Below are 17,367 nucleotides of genomic sequence, written 5' to 3'. Positions count from 1 at the left end.
GATAGAAGAATGAATTGGAACTATTTTACCTTTGCTAAATCGCACGCAGGAAAAGTACGCCCTTATAACGAGGATGCTCTGTTGGATATGACAGAACAGCATATTTGGGTGGTTGCCGATGGAATGGGTGGACACAGTGCTGGCGATATAGCAAGCCAGATGCTAGTGGATAGAGTCGCGCGCCACATGCAGGATGTCTCCAATACTAATATCGATGATATCCGAAGAGTGGTTCAAGAAGCGAACTTAGAAATTTACCAATACGCACAAAATCACTTAGACGGTAAAACGATGGGAACAACACTTGTTTTGTTGTTTATTCAGGATGGGTATTACCACTGTCTTTGGGTGGGTGATAGCCGAATTTACCAGCTTAGAAGTGGTAATTTTGTCCAAAAAACACGTGATCATAGTCAAGTCATGGACTTAGTGGATCAGGGCTTATTGGCATTTGAAGATGCCGAATCGCACCCTCTTGCAAATGTTATTACCAGAGCTGTTGGGGTCGACGAAAGTGTCACTATTGATCAAGTTTCAGGGCAGTTGGCTGACGGCGATCAGTTTCTACTCTGTAGCGATGGACTCTCTAAGGAACTTACGAGTGATGAAATTCATCGGACATTGTATGCAGACTCAGTCAACCAAGCTGGATTAGCGCTCATGCATTCGGCTTTGGTTCGGGGCGCAAGTGATAACGTAACTTGTGCTTTGATCAAAGTTCGCCAAGCGCAAACGGAGTGCGAAACAGTAACTAGAGAAGACGCGACGATACCTGTCTTTCTAAGAGGGAGAGCTTATGAGTAATGAAATGTTTGATTGGTATGAACAAGCGTTGGCTCCTATATCTCAAGAAAATCCTACAGGTATTGATCCTAGAGAGGATGTATCACCACAGTCTGCTTACTATCGGTTGAAAGATCAGCGTATGGCCGCCCGCAACGCTGAACGTAATGCTCTTATAGAAGAAGAAAGTATCTATACCCACAGTAATTTATGGCGAGTATTTATTGAAGATGTCCCAGAAATACTCACGAATCAGTCTAAAGATTTGGAATTTGTTGCCTGGCTTATAGAAGCCCTAACTCGATTGTATGGTTTTCGTGGTATGGGCGTTGGCTACAAACTCGCAACCAGTTTAATTGAGAACTTTTGGGATGATCTGTACCCAATGCCTGATGAAGATGGTATTGAGACAAGAATATCGGCGATTATTGGCCTCAATGGTATCGATAGTGAAGGAACACTTATTTTTCCAATTGCTTGTATACCATTGACTGACTTAGGCGTGGAGCAAGCTTATGCCTATTGGGAATATCAGCAAGCTATAGAGCTTGAGCGCTTAGACGAAGATAAGCGCCGAAATCGAGTCGAGCTTGGGGCTGTTGAGCTATCTGAAATTATAACTACGGTTAAGTCGACTTCTGATACGTTTTATCAAGAATTAATCACGGATTTGGAGTTCGCTACAGAATCATTTAATGAATTCAGTCAGCGATTAGACGAAGCGGTCGGTGATGTGACTCCTAGCTCTTATATATCAAAAAGACTCGAATCAATACACTCGGCATTAAAGCACCTTCTAGGAGATCGTTTCAATCAACCACAAGCCGTGTTTGAAGAGCTAGAGGATCTTGATGAATCGTCTTCTGAACAACCGTTAAGTTCACAAAGTTGTGATGCATTATTAGCGACAAACATGAAATCACGAGAGCAGGCAATTAGACAATTGCAGCAAGTAGCTGATTTCTTCCGAGAGAGTGAACCTCACTCACCAGTTTCTTACTCCATCGAACAGATTATTCGTTGGTGTGGGATGCCTCTGCCGGAGTTACTGGCGGAACTTATCTCCGACGGGGATGCAAAGAAAAGCTACTTCCGTTTGGTTGGCATAGCAGAACAAAATGAAAATTAATAAAGGGAGAATGGTATGACGAGTATCCACTCGAAACTATCACGAGTACGGAAGCCTCGTGTCCACATTACCTATGATGTTGAAACTGAAGGTACGACTCTTAAGAAAGAACTGCCTTTTGTTGTAGGTGTAATGGGTGACTTCGCTGGTCAAAACACAGAAGCGTTGAAGCCATTAAAAGACCGCCGTTTTATTCAGATCGATCGAGATAACTTTGACGATGTACTCAAAAAAATGAATCCATCGGTGAAGTTTAAAGTTGCGAATAAGCTTGCGAATGACGATTCACAGTTTGAGGTCGATTTAAACTTTAAATCAATGCAAGACTTTGAGCCTGCTGCGATCGTAAATCAAGTTGATCCACTACGCCAATTGATGGAAACGCGTAATAAACTGCGTGATTTGATGACAAAAGTTGACCGCTCAGAAGAGCTTGAAAATATCCTAGAGGATGTTTTGAACAATACAGACAATCTGGCAAGACTTGCAGGCGAGTTAGATCTTGGCAAGAAAGCGAAGTCAGACAGTACTGAAGGAGCGGAATAATGACGACTGAAGCTGAAAAACAGTTAGATCCAACTGTTAATGAACAGACAACTTCATTCTTAGATCAAGCTATTGGTGCGACTAAGCAGACCGAAGCTTCTCGTGCTGAGGAGCTGATTAAAACGCTCGCTGAAGAAGCAATGAAAGGGACAGTTACTTGGAACAAAAACCTAACAGTAACTTTTCGTGAAGCGATTAATTTGCTCGATAGGCAGATTTCTGATCAGTTGTCTGAAGTAATGCATCACCCAGAATTACAGAAACTCGAAGGTTCTTGGCGCGGCTTAAATTATCTAGTGATGAATTCAGAGACCAGCTCTACTCTGAAAGTTCGCATGATGAGCATGACCAAGAAAGAGCTACATAAAGACTTGAGCAAAGCTGTTGAGTTTGATCAAAGCCAGATCTTTAAAAAGGTTTACGAGTCTGAGTTTGGTAGTGCTGGTGGTGAACCGTATGGTGCATTGATTGGAGACTATGAGTTTACCAACCACCCAGAAGATATTGAGTCGTTACGCCTAATGTCAAATGTAGCGGCTTCTGGCTTCTCTCCATTCTTGTCCGCGGCTTCACCAGCACTATTCGGCTTTGATGAGTGGACTGAGCTGTCAAAACCACGCGACCTAGATAAGGTATTTGAATCACTAGAATACGCCCAATGGCGTTCGTTCCGCGAGAGTGCCGATTCGCGCTTCGTTAGTCTGACGATGCCAAAAGTCCTTGCTCGTTTGCCATACGGACAAGCTACCGCTCCAGTCGAAGAGTTTGGGTTTGAAGAGTTCGAAGTAGATCCTGTTTCAGGTATTGCTGTTAACGCTGAACATAACGACTACTGTTGGATGAACTCTTCGTATGTTCTTGGTGTTAAGTTAACCGACGCATTTTCAAAATATGGATTTTGTACTGCCATCCGTGGTGCAGAAGGCGGCGGTCGAGTGGATAACTTGCCAACGCATTTCTTCATGAGTGATGATGGCGACCCTGATATGAAGTGCCCAACAGAGATTGGTATTACCGACAGACGTGAGGCGGAGCTTGGTAAGCTTGGTTTCTTACCGCTTTGTCACTACAAAAACACCAACTATGCAGTGTTCTTTGGTGCGCAAACCTGTCAAAAACCAGCGAACCATGAATCCCCTGAAGCAACGGCCAATGCGGCCATTTCTGCCCGCCTACCTTATATGATGGCAACATCTCGTTTTGCGCATTATTTGAAAGTAATGGCTCGAGATAAAATTGGTAGCTTTATGGAAGCAGAAGACGTTGAGTCTTGGCTGAACCGCTGGATCCTAGGTTACGTCAATGCTTCTGAAGGCGGTGGTCAAGAGATCAGAGCGAAATACCCTCTAGCAGACGCTCGTGTTCAAGTTAAGGAAATTCCTGGCGCACCTGGTTCTTACAATGCCGTAGCATGGCTGAAGCCTTGGTTACAAATGGAAGAACTGACCACATCTTTGCGACTTGTGGCAAAGATCCCTCAGTCAGGTGGATAAGAAATGAATTGGCTGGTCGAAAGGCCAGCCATGACCAATCTTTATGTTCTAGATGGAATTAGCAGTGTCACTTAACTTTCGCGACCCTAGCAAGCTAAAACATGAGTTCAGTACCGGAGGCTATGCTGAACTTGATAGCCCGTGGTTGACTCGATTCAATGAATCTTCTGATCTTGTAGCGTCAGCGCGAATTTGGCTAGAAGGTACACGTTCAAGAGATTTGGACAGCTTTCGTCATAGTGTGATGAACACAATTAACCGCATTGATGAGCTATTAGAATCTCAACTAAATGAAATATTACATCATCCTGAGTTTCAACAGCTCGAAAGGGGGTGGGTTGGAGTTAGGTATTTATGTGAACAGGTTGATTCTCGTTCATCGGACTCTGTAAAAGTTAAGGTTTTAACGGCGACATGGAATGAAATCAGTAAAGATGCTTTAAAAGCCATCGAGTTTGACCAATCAGCACTATTTAAGTTGCTCTATCAAAATGAATATGGCATGGCAGGGGGAGAACCCTTTGGTGTGGTGGTTGGAGATTATCAGCTTCGCTGTGATCCTAGTAAAAATTATTTTGATAGAGATCTGTCTGTGTTGAGTAAGATCTCTCAGTCTGCAGCTGCAGCATTCAGCCCATTTATCATGTCTGCATCGCCAGAGATGTTTGGTGTTGATAGTTTCGCTCAACTCTCTGCGATAAGAGATATAGCAGCCCAATTTGAACAGGAAGATTATGCAAAGTGGCGTAGTTTGAGAGATAACGATGACGCTAAATTTATTGGTTTGACTGCACCTAACGTCTTGTTCCGTCAGCCATACAAAAGTGATGGCTCGCGGAATGATAAATTCAATTTTCAAGAACACATCTACGACTCCAACCGAGATTTGCTATGGGGGAGTAGTGCGTACTGTTTTGCTGCTGTATCAATTAGAGCATTTCAGGAACATGGTTGGTTCACGCATATGCGAGGGATTAAACAAGGCGATTACAGTCAGGGTATTATCGTCGCTCCTACAAGGAGCACGATGCGTGTTAATGGCAAGAATGATCGTGAAAGATGTCCGTTAAACTTGAAAATCACTGAGAGAAAAGAACAAGAATTGTCTGAGTGCGGTTTTATTTCTATTTCTCCAATACCTGAGACTGATATGGTAGGGATGACCTCGAATGTATCTCTCTACAAGCCCAAACAATACGCAGAAAAGCATATTTCAACGAATGCAAAACTGACATCGATGTTGCAATACACATTGTGTGTATCGCGAGTCGCACATTATCTCAAGGTTATGGGGCGTGACAAAATTGGTGGGTATCAAGACGCAGAAAGCCTAGAGCGTGACTTTCAACGCTGGTTACACCAGTACACTACCGCATCAGATGAAGCGTCTGATGAGCTTCGAGCTAAATACCCCCTAAATGAAGCGAAAATTACAGTTCGAGAGAAAAGAGAAACTCCTGGACATTATTACTCAGTTATCCATTTGCGACCGCATTTTCAACTCGATCAAATGGTATCTAGCATTAAATTAATTACCGAATTATCACCAGAGCACATGGTGTAAGGAAATAACAATGACTCAATGGAAAAATGCTTTGTCCCAAGGCCTATTGCAACACGCTCTAGAGCAATTAATTGATGAAATTAAAGCCACCCCTAAAGATGCGAGCTTGAGAAGTTCCTTCATTGAGCTTCTTTGCATTGATGGGGACTTCGAGCGTGCGGACGCTCAGCTCATGCAATCGATTAAATTGTTTCCTGAGTATCTGCCTGGTGCAAGTCAGCTACGACATTTAGTGAAAGCAGCTCAAGCTAGAAAGGATTTTATCAATGGTGCGGCTAGTGCCAAAGTATTAGGTGATGAGGAATTAACTAAAGAGCTTGTTCGATTTAATCTTGCTCTCGGAAATCAAGAGTACGAAGAAGCGTCACGTCTATCGCATCGCATTGAAGAGCGTCGTACTATTAAAGGGTTTAACGTAAACGGCACAAACTACGAAGATGCTAGAGATATTGATGATCGTTTAGGTGGTTACATTGAACTGTTTTCTACAGCAGGTAACTATTTTCTTGTACCCATATCGAGCATCCATACGCTAGAAGTTAAAGCACCTACTTCTTTGTTAGAAAGTATTTGGCGACCTGTCGAGTTTGATATCGATGGACTTGGTGAAGGCGAAGGCCATATGCCTTTGACGTATGTCGACTCAGAGACCGATGCACAAAAGTTAGGCCGAGAAACGGATTGGAAGCAGATTGGTGAGCAAGAATCTTTTGTTGGCTTGGGTCAAAAATGTTGGTTAGTCGGTGACTCAGCGCTTCCAATCTGTGATTTGACTACATTATTAGAACAGAAACAAATAGCGTAGAAATATCATGTCGTTAACCGTTTCTCTGCTCGACAAATTGATAGATAGTGATCCTCTCACTCGAGATGAGAAAGACTTCCCTGCAAGCCAGCAACAGATGTTGAGCAGCTTACTTAGAGATCTAGAGTCGATGCTGAATAGTCGTATTGGATGGAAAAACATTCCTGATGATCTTTTAGAGGTTCGTTATTCAATATTGAATTATGGGCTGCCAGATTTTTCCTCAATGCCCTATAGCAGCCAAGAAGGGCAGAATCAGCTTTGCGACATCGTTCATGATGCAATTAAAGAGTTTGAGCCGAGGTTAAGGAACCCTCATGTCCAGATTTCAGACGAGAAAAACGCTATTGATAGGGTATTGAGGTTACAGATAAATGCCACTTGCTTAATTGATAACAGTATTCATGAAGTGCGATTCAATTCTGAAGTAGAGCCGGTAAATTTAGGTATGAAACTGAGTAGAGCAAAATGAGTGAAGAGTTTCTCAAGTACTATAATCGCGAGTTAGCTTATTTGCGTCACAAAGGGCAAGAGTTTGGTGAGCAGTATCCCAAGATTGCCGCGAGACTTCGTATTAGTGAGGAACAGGTTGACGATCCACACGTAGAAAGATTGTTAGAAGGCTGCGCATTTCTAACAGCAAGGATTAGACAAAGCTTAGACAATAGTTACCCTCAGTTTACAGAGTCTTTGATGGGACAGTTATATCCGGATTTTCACGCCCCAATCCCGTCAATGTCAGTCATTAAAATGAGCTGTTCTAACTCCACTTCCTCTTATTTTGATGTAGAAGAAGGCGAGCGAGTTGTTATCGGTGCTACTGGATATCATGAATGCGAGTTTAGAACTTGTTATCCGGTCAGAATGTATCCTGTTGATGTGACCTCTGGCGTTTTTAAAAATGCGCCTTTCAAGCCAGTTGGCTCACGATGGGAAAGCAATGCTCATTCAGTTTTGAAAGTACAGCTCACGGCTCAAGATGAAGAGACTCCTCTTGGTGAAATGGGGATAGAACGGCTGCGCTTCTATTTAAACGGTCAATCTCAATTGACTTTTAAGCTCTACCAAATGCTGTTTCAAAACCTAATTGGTTTATCTGTTGTTGTGGATGGCAAAGAAGTTCGTCCTTTAACCAAAAGACATCTTTCTGAAGTAGGATTTTCAGAAGATGAGAAAGTTGTGCCATACAGTAAAAGAAGCTTTTCAGGAGCAAGATTACTTGTTGAGTATTTGCACTTTCCTGAGAAGTTTATGTTCTTTGATATCACCGAACTTGGATTATCTGAGCTAGATCTTGGAGAGCAAGTCGAACTGTATTTTTACTTTGATACCAACGATGACTGGCTTCCAAAGCAAGTGGACGAAGAAAGCTTAATGGTAGGTTGTGTGCCTGTAATCAACTTATTTAAAAGTATTATGGAGCCTAAGCGTATTCTACCAACTGAATACGATTACCACTTGTCTCCGCAATACCAAGAATCTGAAAGTAATGAGGTTGTCTCAATTTCTGACGTAACGTTGAGAAACTGGAACAAAACGTACCACAATTTGCCATGTTATCACGCTGGTGAGCACACGCATTATACAAACACTAGTGAGATTTATTGGTTGATGAGACGTGAGGATAAGAACTGGGCTGGTGGGTATGATGAGCCAGGTAGAGAAACTTACATTTCTTTTGTTGATAAAAAACATCAATTGTTCAGCCCGGATAGCCGGGAAAACTGGTTAATGTACGTGGAAGCTGAGTGCTGTAACCGCAACTTAGCGCAGAAACTTCCATTTGGAGGTGGGCTGCCGCAAGTATCTTTACCGGAGGTAAATGACAATTTCGAATCTGTTCGTTGTTTAGTTTCTTTATCAGAAACTATTCGGCCAGAAATGGATGAAAGCACACGATGGCAGTTAACTAAGCTTTTAACTTTAAACCATTTTACCGAGGAAGATGGTTTAGCAACTTTGAAGCAGACCCTTAATCTCTATGCATTTTCTGGGACAGCAGAAACGAAAGCGGTAATCGATGCTTTAACTAAGTTAGAGTTTGAGCCTACTACAGGAAGAATTAGTCAGAAAGGCAAAGTTGGATTTGCGCACGGTATAAAAATTATTTTGACGGTTTCTGATCAAATTTTACCTAAAGAGCAGATCTTTCTCTTAGGTAGTGTTTTATCTGTTTACTTCTCGCAATATGCTGAAATTAACATTTTTACGCAGTTAGAAATAAGAATTAAGTCCACGGGAAAGTCTTTCCACCTATGGCCCGCATTAACTGGCGATAAGGTGTTGCTATGAGCGCGGAACAATTTTATCGAGAATTAAAGCAACATCCATTGTTTGAAGCGATTCATCTTATTGAACACGAAGTTCTGCAAGCAGAGGCGCAAATAGGAACAGATGCGTTACCGAAGCATGAAAAGCTAAACTTAAAGGTTAATCCATCATTAGGTTTTGAAAATGCTCAGCTTTGTGAACTGAAAAATATAGATGACAGCAAGTTAGAGATTGAGACCAATTTAATAGGCCTAACGGGTGAGCAAGGTGTGCTTCCCCAGCACTATAGTGAATTAGCTTTACATCGCCAAAAAGAAGGCGATACGGCTATGGTGGACTTCTACGATATTTTCAATCATCGCTTATTATCTCTTTATTATCGATGTTGGCAACTGAGTCAGCTGACTGTTCAGTCTCGTGCGCATGCGCAGGGCGCGCGTTCGCCGTTAGAAAGCTGTAAATCGGCATTAACTGGGAAAGGGAGTTCACTGTCCCGGCACTATGGTGGTGTGTTTGCTTCACCAGTGAGAAGTAAAGGTGGACTGAAAAGTATTCTTGAATGTTTATCTGGATGCCAAGTAAAAGTTCATGAATTTCAAGGACAATGGTTACACCTTACGAAAGAAGAGCAAACACGCCTTGCATCCCGAACTATGCCTGAAGGGCAGTTTGCTCAACTTGGTTTAGGAGCGTCTTTGGGTTCGAAAGCATGGAACATCAACGCGGGGACAACAATAGAATTTCTGCCAAAAGATAAACAGCTAGTTAGTAAATTGCTTCCTAACCAACCCAATATAGCAATCATTAAGAACGCTGCTTATGAGTTGATTGGAAAACATAAACAACTGAAGTGGCAGCTCACCACCAAACATAGTTTGCTACCACAAGCTTGTTTATCGAAACAGCAGGGGCAGTTAGGTATTGGTTCTGTGCTTAAAAAACACGAACGTACAAAAGATCGAACTATAACAATTACTATTTAAAGGAAATGTAATGGCTTCACTCTCACTTTCAGCGTTGGTCGAAAGATTGTCTCCTCAGGCTAAGGAAACACTTGAACAGGCAGCTGCGATGGCAAGCTCCCGAACTCATCACAGTATTGAAATGTCTCACTGGTTAATGATGATTATCCGCCATCCTGACGATATTTACTCTGAAGTTTTTGACGAATTTGATGTCGATAAAATCAAGGTTGAAACCGATATTCAAAAGGCATTAGAAAAATACAAAACAGGATGCCAGTCGGTGCCTGGGCTATCAGCTCATACGGTGACTGTTATGCAAAATGCCTTGTTATCTGCAACCATTGAATTCAATCAAGAACAGTTGGGGTGCATCCATCTTTTATTTGCCTACTTGTCTGATGATACGTTAGTCAACATGGCTGGTTCGATTAGTCCTGAACTAAACAAGATAGAACCATCTCGCTTATTGAACTTTAAAGAAAGTAATGCGCCTCAATCAAGATCGAATGACTTAGCGCAGTCAAACGCGAATTCCGCCTTGAATCAATTTACAACAGACCTTACTGAGCAAGCTAGGGAAGGTAAAATAGATCCGGTGATTGGCAGAGATAATGAAATTCGCCTAATGATCGATATTTTATTAAGACGCCGACAAAACAACCCGATTCTTACGGGAGAAGCTGGTGTTGGAAAAACAGCCGTTGTTGAAGGTTTGGCGCAAAAGATCATTGATGGCGATGTACCTCCCGCTCTGCAAAATGTGGCAATTAAGTCTCTGGATTTGGCGTTACTGCAAGCCGGTGCAGGCATGAAAGGTGAGTTTGAAAACAGGCTTAAGAACCTTGTGAAGGAAGTAAACGACGCTCCACAGCCTATTATATTGTTTATTGATGAAGCTCATGGCCTAATTGGCGGTGGTGGGCAAGCGGGCCAAGGTGATGCGGCGAATATTCTGAAGCCAGCATTGGCGAGAGGCGAACTCAGAACGATCGCGGCAACAACGTGGGCAGAGTATAAAAAGTATTTTGAAAAAGATGCAGCTTTAACTAGGCGTTTTCAAGTCGTAAAGGTTGATGAGCCAGCCCCTGAGCTCGCGATCGAAATGTTACGAGGCTTACTTGATGTAATGGCACAACACCACGATGTTCATATCACTAACCAAGCTCTCAATGCAGCGGTCCAACTCTCAGCTCGATACATTAATGGTCGTCAACTGCCAGATAAGGCGGTTTCTGTTTTGGATACGGCCTGTTCTCGAGTTGCGTTAAGTCAGTCATCTACACCGGGAGGTCTAGATGCGAAAAGAAACAAACTTAAAGCAAAGCAAGCTGAGTATGAGCATCTTAGCCAAGAGAATCGATTAGGAGCATCTCTTGATGTGCAGCTCCAAGGTGTCCGAAAAGAGATTGATGCGCTATCTAATGACATTATTGAATTAGAGGTACTTTGGGAAAAAGAAAAAGAATGGGTAAGTGAAGCTAAGTCACTTAGAACCCAAATAATCCAGGAGGGTTCTGAAACTGCTAGAGACAAGTTACAAGAGCTTGAAAATAACCTTTCCGCTAACTCACAGCCGTTAGTTTTTTCGCATGTAAATGAAGCGCTAATCGCAGAAGTTATTTCGGATTGGACCGGTATACCGCTGGGTAAACTTCAGGATGATGAAATCCAAGCAGTATTGGGTTTGAAAGAAAGTTTGTGTAAGCGAGTTGTCGGGCAGGATCACGCTTTAGAGCTCATGTCTGAAGTGATAAAAACCGCGAGTGCGCAGCTCACGGATGAGACACGACCAAATGGTGTATTTCTCCTAACCGGACCAAGCGGAGTGGGTAAAACCGAATCGGCTTTGGCGATTGCAGAGAAAGTGTATGGTAGTGAAGAAAATGTCACGACTATCAATATGTCGGAATTTAAGGAAGAGCATAAAGTCTCATTGCTATTAGGTTCTCCTCCTGGTTATGTCGGTTATGGAGAAGGAGGTGTACTGACTGAAGCTGTTAGACGTAAACCTTATAGTGTAATTCTCCTCGATGAAATGGAAAAAGCGCACCCTGGTGTTCAAGATATTTTTTATCAGGTATTTGATAAAGGCTCAATTAAAGACGGTGAAGGTCGAGATATAGACTTTAAAAACACTATTATTATTATGACCGCGAACACAGGGACCGAAACGACGATGTCTTTGTATTCTGATCCTGATTTAGCTCCTGAGCCGTCAGCACTAAAAGATGCTTTACGCGATGATTTGTTGGTTGACTTTAAACCAGCATTTTTAGGGCGTGTGAATGTATTACCTTATTTGCCTCTATCAAGAAAAGTATTGATAGAAATAACAAAATTAAAGTTGGATAAAATTACGACTCGTATTCGTAAGCACTATAACGCTGACCTGTTTTTTGATGAGGAACTAATTAATGATATTGTAGACAATAGCAATGAGTCTGGGAGTGGTGCGCGTGTGGTACAAACAACCATAGAAAATACATTGCTTCCGAAGATTTCTCATGAAATATTGCATGCAATTCTTAATGATAAGACGTTTGATGAAATTATTGTTAAAGGTACAACTAGTGGACTTGATGTCTCAATAGTTTAACATCCTTTACACTCTCAATAATAATTGGGAGTTGGTTCATATTAACTATTATTTTTTATAAAAAACGCTTAAATTAAATCTTATTTAAAGATATAAAAGGGCGTATTTAAAATGAAGTTTTTGATACATTAATCACTAATTATCACCAAACGTCAGATAATTAAATTATTACGATATATGTCAATTAATAATGCTATAGGAGATTAGCATGCAGTCTAATACGTATCTTAAATACGCAGATATTAAGGGTGAGGCAACAGCCGAGCAATACAAAGATTTGATTACACTACTATCTGTAGATTGGAGTGTAGGTCGTGAGATCTCATCATACACTGGTACAGCGATGGACCGTGAAGCGAGCGCTACTCGTCTATATGATTTGACTATCACTAAACTTCAAGACCGTTCTTCTCCTGACTTATTTAAAGAAGCGACGATTGGTAAAGGTAAACCAGCGGTTTTCCATATTACTAAGCAGGGTGAGAAGGTTGAAGAGATCATGAAGATCGAACTGACTGATGCGATGATTTCTAACTACTCAGTTTCTATCCAAGACGATCGTCCAGTTGAAACTATCACAATTTCTTACACAGAAATGATGATGACAGTGACTCCTACTGACGATAAGAACAACACTTCTGCTCCATTGGTATACGGCTACAGCGGTGTTAAAGGTCAACAAATGTAATTTTCATGCGGGGGAGTATTCCTCCGCATTTTTTTGAAAGAAGTATTTAATGAAAAGAGCAACTCAAGATAACAATTTCATCCGAATTTCTTCGCCATTCGGTAAAGATGCCATCATACTAAACTCGTTTGAGTATAGAGAAGAGATCTCAGAACTTTTTTCATTGCGTGCTAAAGCTTACTTTAATGATCAACGAAGTGAGTTAAACGAAATTATTGGTAAGGAAGTTACCATTACCCTTGAAAATAATGAGGATGTTTCTTCAAATCCTCGTTATATGCATGGTTACGTTTCTGCTGCAAGATTAGAAGGGAAAAGGGTTTCTAATACACATAAAGGCGAAAATTATAAAAACATAGAATTATTAATAGAGCCTAAATTACGTTTCGCTGAATATCGAAAAAATTGCAGAATATTTCAGCATAAAGATATAAAGGAAATTATCTCTGAAGTACTATCGGAGCATAGTGTTGCCTTTAGTTTTGAGCTAACCAAGTCCTATCCTAAATACACGTACAAAGTACAATATGAAGAATCAGATCTTGAATTTGTTCGACGTCTGTTATCGGAAGAGGGGCTATCATTTTGTTTTACACATACTAAGTCTGCCCATACGCTCAATATTTTTGATGACATCAGTTTTTATAAGCCGGGTACTGAGTTTTTAGTCGATTTTGATACAGGTACGGCGAAATCTAGCCACATTTCTTCTTGGCATGAAACGCAAATTCTGACTACTAAAGCGAGTCAAAAGTCAGGCTATAACATGCTCAAGCCTTCTTCGAATCCTAAAAATACTGCAAAGGGTGAAAGTGATTTTTTTACAGTGCCTGAAAGCGAGTATTTTGAATACATGGGTGAAATGGAGAGCAATGATCAATACGCACTGAGAAACACGCATGCAATAGAAGCACTACAGCAAAATGCATATTTGTGTCGTGGCGAGGCTACGTGCAGAACATTCAGCGTAGGCAAGTGCTTCAAGTTTAAAAAACATGAAGATAAATCTCGAGTTGGCAAAGAATATGTACTGTCTTCTGTTTTTTTGTCTGCTGCTGTTTATAACCAGACTGGTCAAGGTGGCACCGGTGCGCAAGGTGTCAAAGTCTCGTTTAGTTGTGTTGACTCAAAGACAATCCTTCGTCCTTCAGTTAACTATCCGAAACCTCAGATGAAAGGTTTGCAAACTGCAATAGTTACGGGGAACAAAGATGGTGAAATTTACATAGACAAACATGGCCGTATCAAAGTTCAGTTTCACTGGGACCGTGTTGGTAAATACGATGTAAATAGTTCATGTTGGATTCGTGTTGCGCAAAATATCGCAGGTAACGGATGGGGGTCGGTGTTTCACCCTAGAGTCGGACAAGAGGTCATCGTCGAGTTTGTCAACGGAGACCCTGATCAACCAATCGTTACGGGGTCACTATATAACGGTAGTCAACTCCCTCCTTACGCTTTACCAGAGCAAAGTTCTCAGAGTGGTTATAAATCACGCTCTGTACAAAAAGGTACATCCAATTTTAATGAGTTGCGCTTCGATGATAAGCCTGGTGAAGAGCACATTTATCTTCATGCTGAAAAACTGTTCCAAATGCTAGTTGAAGACTGTGTTGATATCGCCGTTGAAAACAGTAAAACCGAAAAAGTGACCAATGATGTTAATCAAGAGGTTGGTCAGAACGCGAGCTTGAAAGTAGGTAAAAACTTTTCGAATGAAACGGGTGAAGTACTGTCTTTTAATGCAGGAAAGAGCGTCGAGATCAAAGTAGGTGGTGCTTCTATTCAGATGTCTAGCTCTGGAGAAATCAATATCAAAGGTAATAAAATATCCATTAACGGCTCAGCTATTGCTCTTAAAGCTGGGCAAATTTCATTGAACTAAGGTGATTTAAAGTGGGTAAACCAGCCGCAATTTTGGGCAGCTTTCATCTTTGCCCTAAAAAAACAGGAAAGATACCGCATGTCGGTGGTCCCGTCGTTGTTGGTTCACCAAACGTAACGATTGGCGGGATACCTGCGGCAAGACAAGGCGACAAGCTTATTTGTATCGGTCCTCCGGATAGTATCTCAGCAGGTTCTTCTAGCGTAACAATCAACGGTAAACCAGCCGCGAGAGTCGGCGATTCAACGTCTCATGGTGGCAAAATTCTATCTGGTATGCCTACGGTTTTAATCGGAGGCTAGATGCCACTCGCATTTCAAACGCATCTTCTATCCTTTAATGGCCGTTCACACACCGTTCGCGAGATAGCTGATGATTCTTTTAGATTGTCCGAGGAAATCCGACCCCAAGACTTTGCTCAATCAATAGATGAGCATATATTAAGCCTCGTGCGCTCTGAGCGCGAGAGTCTTGAGCAAGCTGATATCAAGGGGAATCTCTGTGTTCTTTTACCATCTTCGGTAGACAAACGCTTGCTTAAAGCATTGATAAGCGAGCTTTCTATTTTCGTTGGCCAAACTGTCAATACTGAAATTTACTTTTATCCTTATGGCCAAGCTGCATTTTTGATGGCACTAAATCGGATAAATCGTGAAGTTAATGAAACGCAAGCGACTTGGATACTGGCTATAGAGGTTACGAGTGATGTAGAAGGGCATGTCAAACCTCAAAGCTCTATCATTTTAACCAAGTGTTTTTTTCGACATTCAGGTCTTGTGCCTGATGTTGTTCGAATTGATTTAGATGCCAAACAACAACGCATCGCCGTGGACAAGGTGTTTAAGCAATTAGGAGTAAGTTGTGAACATCCACTCAGTCAATTGTATTTATCCGTTAATAAGGAAGAACCGCAATGGTTAAACTCAATGCAATTCTTGTCTCCGTGGGTGACCGATCAAACTCAGTATCAATTTGTTGATATCAAACTTGGCGGATTGGGTGCATGTGGCGGCGTTTTAAAAGCGTTAGTGATTGATGAGCTTCAAAGAAGCAGCCCCTGCCCAGACTTTCACGTGTTGCAAGCGGACATCGAGTCAGATGGCTATGCGGTAGGAGTAATATACAATTGGCGTAGTGAATAGGTCTGGCTATTGCTTTTCCTTCTAGTAGTAGTAGCTGAGGTTTTAGTGATGCAAATGTTATGGGGGATTGACTCGAAACTGGCCCTTTAATGATGTTTGGACAATGACTAGGCGCAGCTTGCTTTTCAAAATAGCTTTGCTCACCGCGTTTTTACAGTGTTCTTCTCGCTTTCTGATTAAATAGCCAGCCATAGAACACAAACCACATGAAAAGCTGTTCGACTCAAGATATCCTTACCGAAATAAAATAACTTGAGTTTTGGCTTGTTCGAGATCCCACCCGTGACGCATTCCTTTTTATAAACGGTACATGGACTCTGACAGAAGCAAGCCTACTCATAGAATTGGCGGAAAGTGAATTCGAATGAAGTTTATCCACACCTCAGATTGGCATCTTGGTCGACAATTCCACAACGTATCACTACTCGAAGATCAACAAGCAGTACTCGAACAACTGATTAACTATATTGAACGCAACCCCGTCGATGCAGTTGTAGTGGCGGGAGATATCTATGACCGTTCGGTGCCACCAACGGTTGCAATAGAACTGTTAAATCGAGTCGTGAAACGCATTTGTACCGAGTTAGAAACACCAATGATATTGATATCTGGCAACCATGATGGTGCAGAAAGGCTAGGTTTCGGCTCAGAGCAAATGAAAAATGCAGGTCTCCATATTGTTAGCAACTTTGAAGAGATGCTCACTCCCATCGTCATAAAAACGGACTCTGCGGACGAGGTCGCGTTTTATGGTATGCCTTATAACGACCCTGAACAGGTCAGGTTTGCCTACAAAGCCTCGGTATCCACTCATGATGAGGCTCATCAATTGCTTGTTGAGCAAATTAAAGAGCGCTTTATCTCTAAGCAAAAGCGCGTGCTCGTGAGTCACTGTTTTGTTGATGGGGCTATCGAGTCAGACTCTGAACGACCATTATCTATTGGTGGTTCTGATCGCGTGAGTCATGAACACTTCTTAGATTTTGACTACGTCGCACTTGGTCATTTGCATCAGCCTCAAAAGAAAGGCGCAGAGCATATCCGTTACTCTGGCTCTCTCATGAAGTATAGCTTTGGTGAACAGAACCAGAGAAAAGGTTTCACGTTAGTTGAACTGGACAAGAAAGGATTCGTTTCTGCAAAGCATATTGATCTTACGGCTCCTCATGAAATGCGTATTGTAGAGGGCGAGCTGGATAAAGTTATTGAGCAAGGGAAAACAGACCCCAAGAATGAAGATTATTTGTTAGTTCGTTTGATGGATAAACATGCGATTTTAAACCCAATGGAAAAACTTCGTTCAGTGTATCCAAACGTTTTACACCTTGAGAAACCAGGCATGTTAATTGGGGTAGAGCAGGAAATGGCGCAAGCAAAGTTGGCGCGAAGCGAAATTGATATGTTCCGAGATTTTTTTATTGAGGCGCAAGATAGCCAGTTGTCTAAAGAGCAAGAGCAAGCTGTTACTGACATTATTAAGCAATTATCACAGCAATAGGG

At 41.8% G+C, this 17,367-nt stretch carries 15 protein-coding genes; all 15 read left to right on the top strand.

From position 1 onward, the window contains the following. The first annotated feature begins 9 nt into the window (after positions 1 to 9). Positions 10 to 804, top strand: coding sequence for a PP2C family protein-serine/threonine phosphatase (locus R7Q41_RS13660; protein WP_005375947.1), 795 nt, complete (start codon positions 10 to 12; stop codon positions 802 to 804). Then, positions 797 to 1,912 carry a type VI secretion system protein TssA gene (tssA, locus tag R7Q41_RS13655; protein WP_053307735.1) on the top strand — a complete coding sequence of 372 codons (1,116 nt, stop codon included), beginning with the start codon at positions 797 to 799 and terminating at the stop codon, positions 1,910 to 1,912. Before R7Q41_RS13660 ends, tssA begins: the two co-directional genes overlap by 8 nt. A 15-nt stretch (positions 1,913 to 1,927) precedes the next feature. Continuing rightward, a complete protein-coding gene (tssB, locus tag R7Q41_RS13650) occupies positions 1,928 to 2,458 on the top strand; it encodes a type VI secretion system contractile sheath small subunit (RefSeq protein ID WP_005375949.1) in 531 nt (176 codons plus the stop codon). Further along, complete coding sequence (tssC, locus tag R7Q41_RS13645) at positions 2,458 to 3,951, top strand: type VI secretion system contractile sheath large subunit (RefSeq protein ID WP_005375950.1); 1,494 nt, start codon at positions 2,458 to 2,460, stop codon at positions 3,949 to 3,951. The genes tssB and tssC (R7Q41_RS13645) overlap by 1 nt, the downstream gene beginning before the upstream one ends. A 52-nt stretch (positions 3,952 to 4,003) precedes the next feature. After that, a complete protein-coding gene (gene tssC, locus R7Q41_RS13640) occupies positions 4,004 to 5,515 on the top strand; it encodes a type VI secretion system contractile sheath large subunit (RefSeq protein WP_053303680.1) in 1,512 nt (503 codons plus the stop codon). Positions 5,516 to 5,525: 10 nt separating this feature from the next. Continuing rightward, positions 5,526 to 6,320 (top strand): type VI secretion system accessory protein TagJ, encoded by a 795-nt coding sequence (locus tag R7Q41_RS13635; protein ID WP_017820215.1) that lies wholly within the window; start codon positions 5,526 to 5,528, stop codon positions 6,318 to 6,320. Between the two features lie 7 nt (positions 6,321 to 6,327). After that, positions 6,328 to 6,792: a type VI secretion system baseplate subunit TssE gene (gene tssE / locus R7Q41_RS13630; protein WP_017635621.1), complete on the top strand. Its 465-nt coding sequence runs from the start codon at positions 6,328 to 6,330 to the stop codon at positions 6,790 to 6,792. Further along, entirely contained in the window at positions 6,789 to 8,612 is a 1,824-nt protein-coding gene (tssF, locus tag R7Q41_RS13625) for a type VI secretion system baseplate subunit TssF (protein WP_017820213.1), read from the top strand. Before tssE ends, tssF begins: the two co-directional genes overlap by 4 nt. After that, positions 8,609 to 9,574 (top strand): type VI secretion system baseplate subunit TssG, encoded by a 966-nt coding sequence (tssG, locus tag R7Q41_RS13620; RefSeq protein WP_005375963.1) that lies wholly within the window; start codon positions 8,609 to 8,611, stop codon positions 9,572 to 9,574. Before tssF ends, tssG begins: the two co-directional genes overlap by 4 nt. 10 nt (positions 9,575 to 9,584) lie before the next feature. Continuing rightward, positions 9,585 to 12,152, top strand: a complete 2,568-nt coding sequence (gene tssH / locus R7Q41_RS13615; protein WP_064369230.1) for a type VI secretion system ATPase TssH — start codon at positions 9,585 to 9,587, stop codon at positions 12,150 to 12,152. Positions 12,153 to 12,360: 208 nt separating this feature from the next. Continuing rightward, complete coding sequence (locus tag R7Q41_RS13610; protein ID WP_005375967.1) at positions 12,361 to 12,840, top strand: Hcp family type VI secretion system effector; 480 nt, start codon at positions 12,361 to 12,363, stop codon at positions 12,838 to 12,840. 49 nt (positions 12,841 to 12,889) lie between these two features. Then, a complete protein-coding gene (gene tssI, locus R7Q41_RS13605; protein ID WP_318107887.1) occupies positions 12,890 to 14,725 on the top strand; it encodes a type VI secretion system tip protein TssI/VgrG in 1,836 nt (611 codons plus the stop codon). 11 nt (positions 14,726 to 14,736) lie between these two features. After that, positions 14,737 to 15,027, top strand: coding sequence for a PAAR domain-containing protein (locus tag R7Q41_RS13600; protein ID WP_005375969.1), 291 nt, complete (start codon positions 14,737 to 14,739; stop codon positions 15,025 to 15,027). Next, entirely contained in the window at positions 15,028 to 15,867 is an 840-nt protein-coding gene (locus R7Q41_RS13595) for an NAD/NADP transhydrogenase subunit beta (RefSeq protein WP_115386667.1), read from the top strand. 364 nt (positions 15,868 to 16,231) lie between these two features. Beyond that, a complete protein-coding gene (locus tag R7Q41_RS13590; protein WP_158173104.1) occupies positions 16,232 to 17,365 on the top strand; it encodes an exonuclease SbcCD subunit D in 1,134 nt (377 codons plus the stop codon). Positions 17,366 to 17,367 lie beyond the last annotated feature (2 nt).

This window comes from Vibrio sp. 2096 (assembly GCF_033339595.1).
GTDB classification, from domain to species: domain Bacteria; phylum Pseudomonadota; class Gammaproteobacteria; order Enterobacterales; family Vibrionaceae; genus Vibrio; species Vibrio alginolyticus.
This window is presented reverse-complemented; position numbering and strand designations above follow the sequence as displayed.

Coding starts and splice junctions, on each gene's coding strand:
- R7Q41_RS13660 (WP_005375947.1), top strand. CDS start 10: ATGAATTGGAACTATTTTACCTTTGCTAAATCGCACGCAGGAAAAGTA.
- tssA (WP_053307735.1), top strand. CDS start 797: ATGAGTAATGAAATGTTTGATTGGTATGAACAAGCGTTGGCTCCTATA.
- tssB (WP_005375949.1), top strand. CDS start 1,928: ATGACGAGTATCCACTCGAAACTATCACGAGTACGGAAGCCTCGTGTC.
- tssC (WP_005375950.1), top strand. CDS start 2,458: ATGACGACTGAAGCTGAAAAACAGTTAGATCCAACTGTTAATGAACAG.
- tssC (WP_053303680.1), top strand. CDS start 4,004: ATGGAATTAGCAGTGTCACTTAACTTTCGCGACCCTAGCAAGCTAAAA.
- R7Q41_RS13635 (WP_017820215.1), top strand. CDS start 5,526: ATGACTCAATGGAAAAATGCTTTGTCCCAAGGCCTATTGCAACACGCT.
- tssE (WP_017635621.1), top strand. CDS start 6,328: ATGTCGTTAACCGTTTCTCTGCTCGACAAATTGATAGATAGTGATCCT.
- tssF (WP_017820213.1), top strand. CDS start 6,789: ATGAGTGAAGAGTTTCTCAAGTACTATAATCGCGAGTTAGCTTATTTG.
- tssG (WP_005375963.1), top strand. CDS start 8,609: ATGAGCGCGGAACAATTTTATCGAGAATTAAAGCAACATCCATTGTTT.
- tssH (WP_064369230.1), top strand. CDS start 9,585: ATGGCTTCACTCTCACTTTCAGCGTTGGTCGAAAGATTGTCTCCTCAG.
- R7Q41_RS13610 (WP_005375967.1), top strand. CDS start 12,361: ATGCAGTCTAATACGTATCTTAAATACGCAGATATTAAGGGTGAGGCA.
- tssI (WP_318107887.1), top strand. CDS start 12,890: ATGAAAAGAGCAACTCAAGATAACAATTTCATCCGAATTTCTTCGCCA.
- R7Q41_RS13595 (WP_115386667.1), top strand. CDS start 15,028: ATGCCACTCGCATTTCAAACGCATCTTCTATCCTTTAATGGCCGTTCA.
- R7Q41_RS13590 (WP_158173104.1), top strand. CDS start 16,232: ATGAAGTTTATCCACACCTCAGATTGGCATCTTGGTCGACAATTCCAC.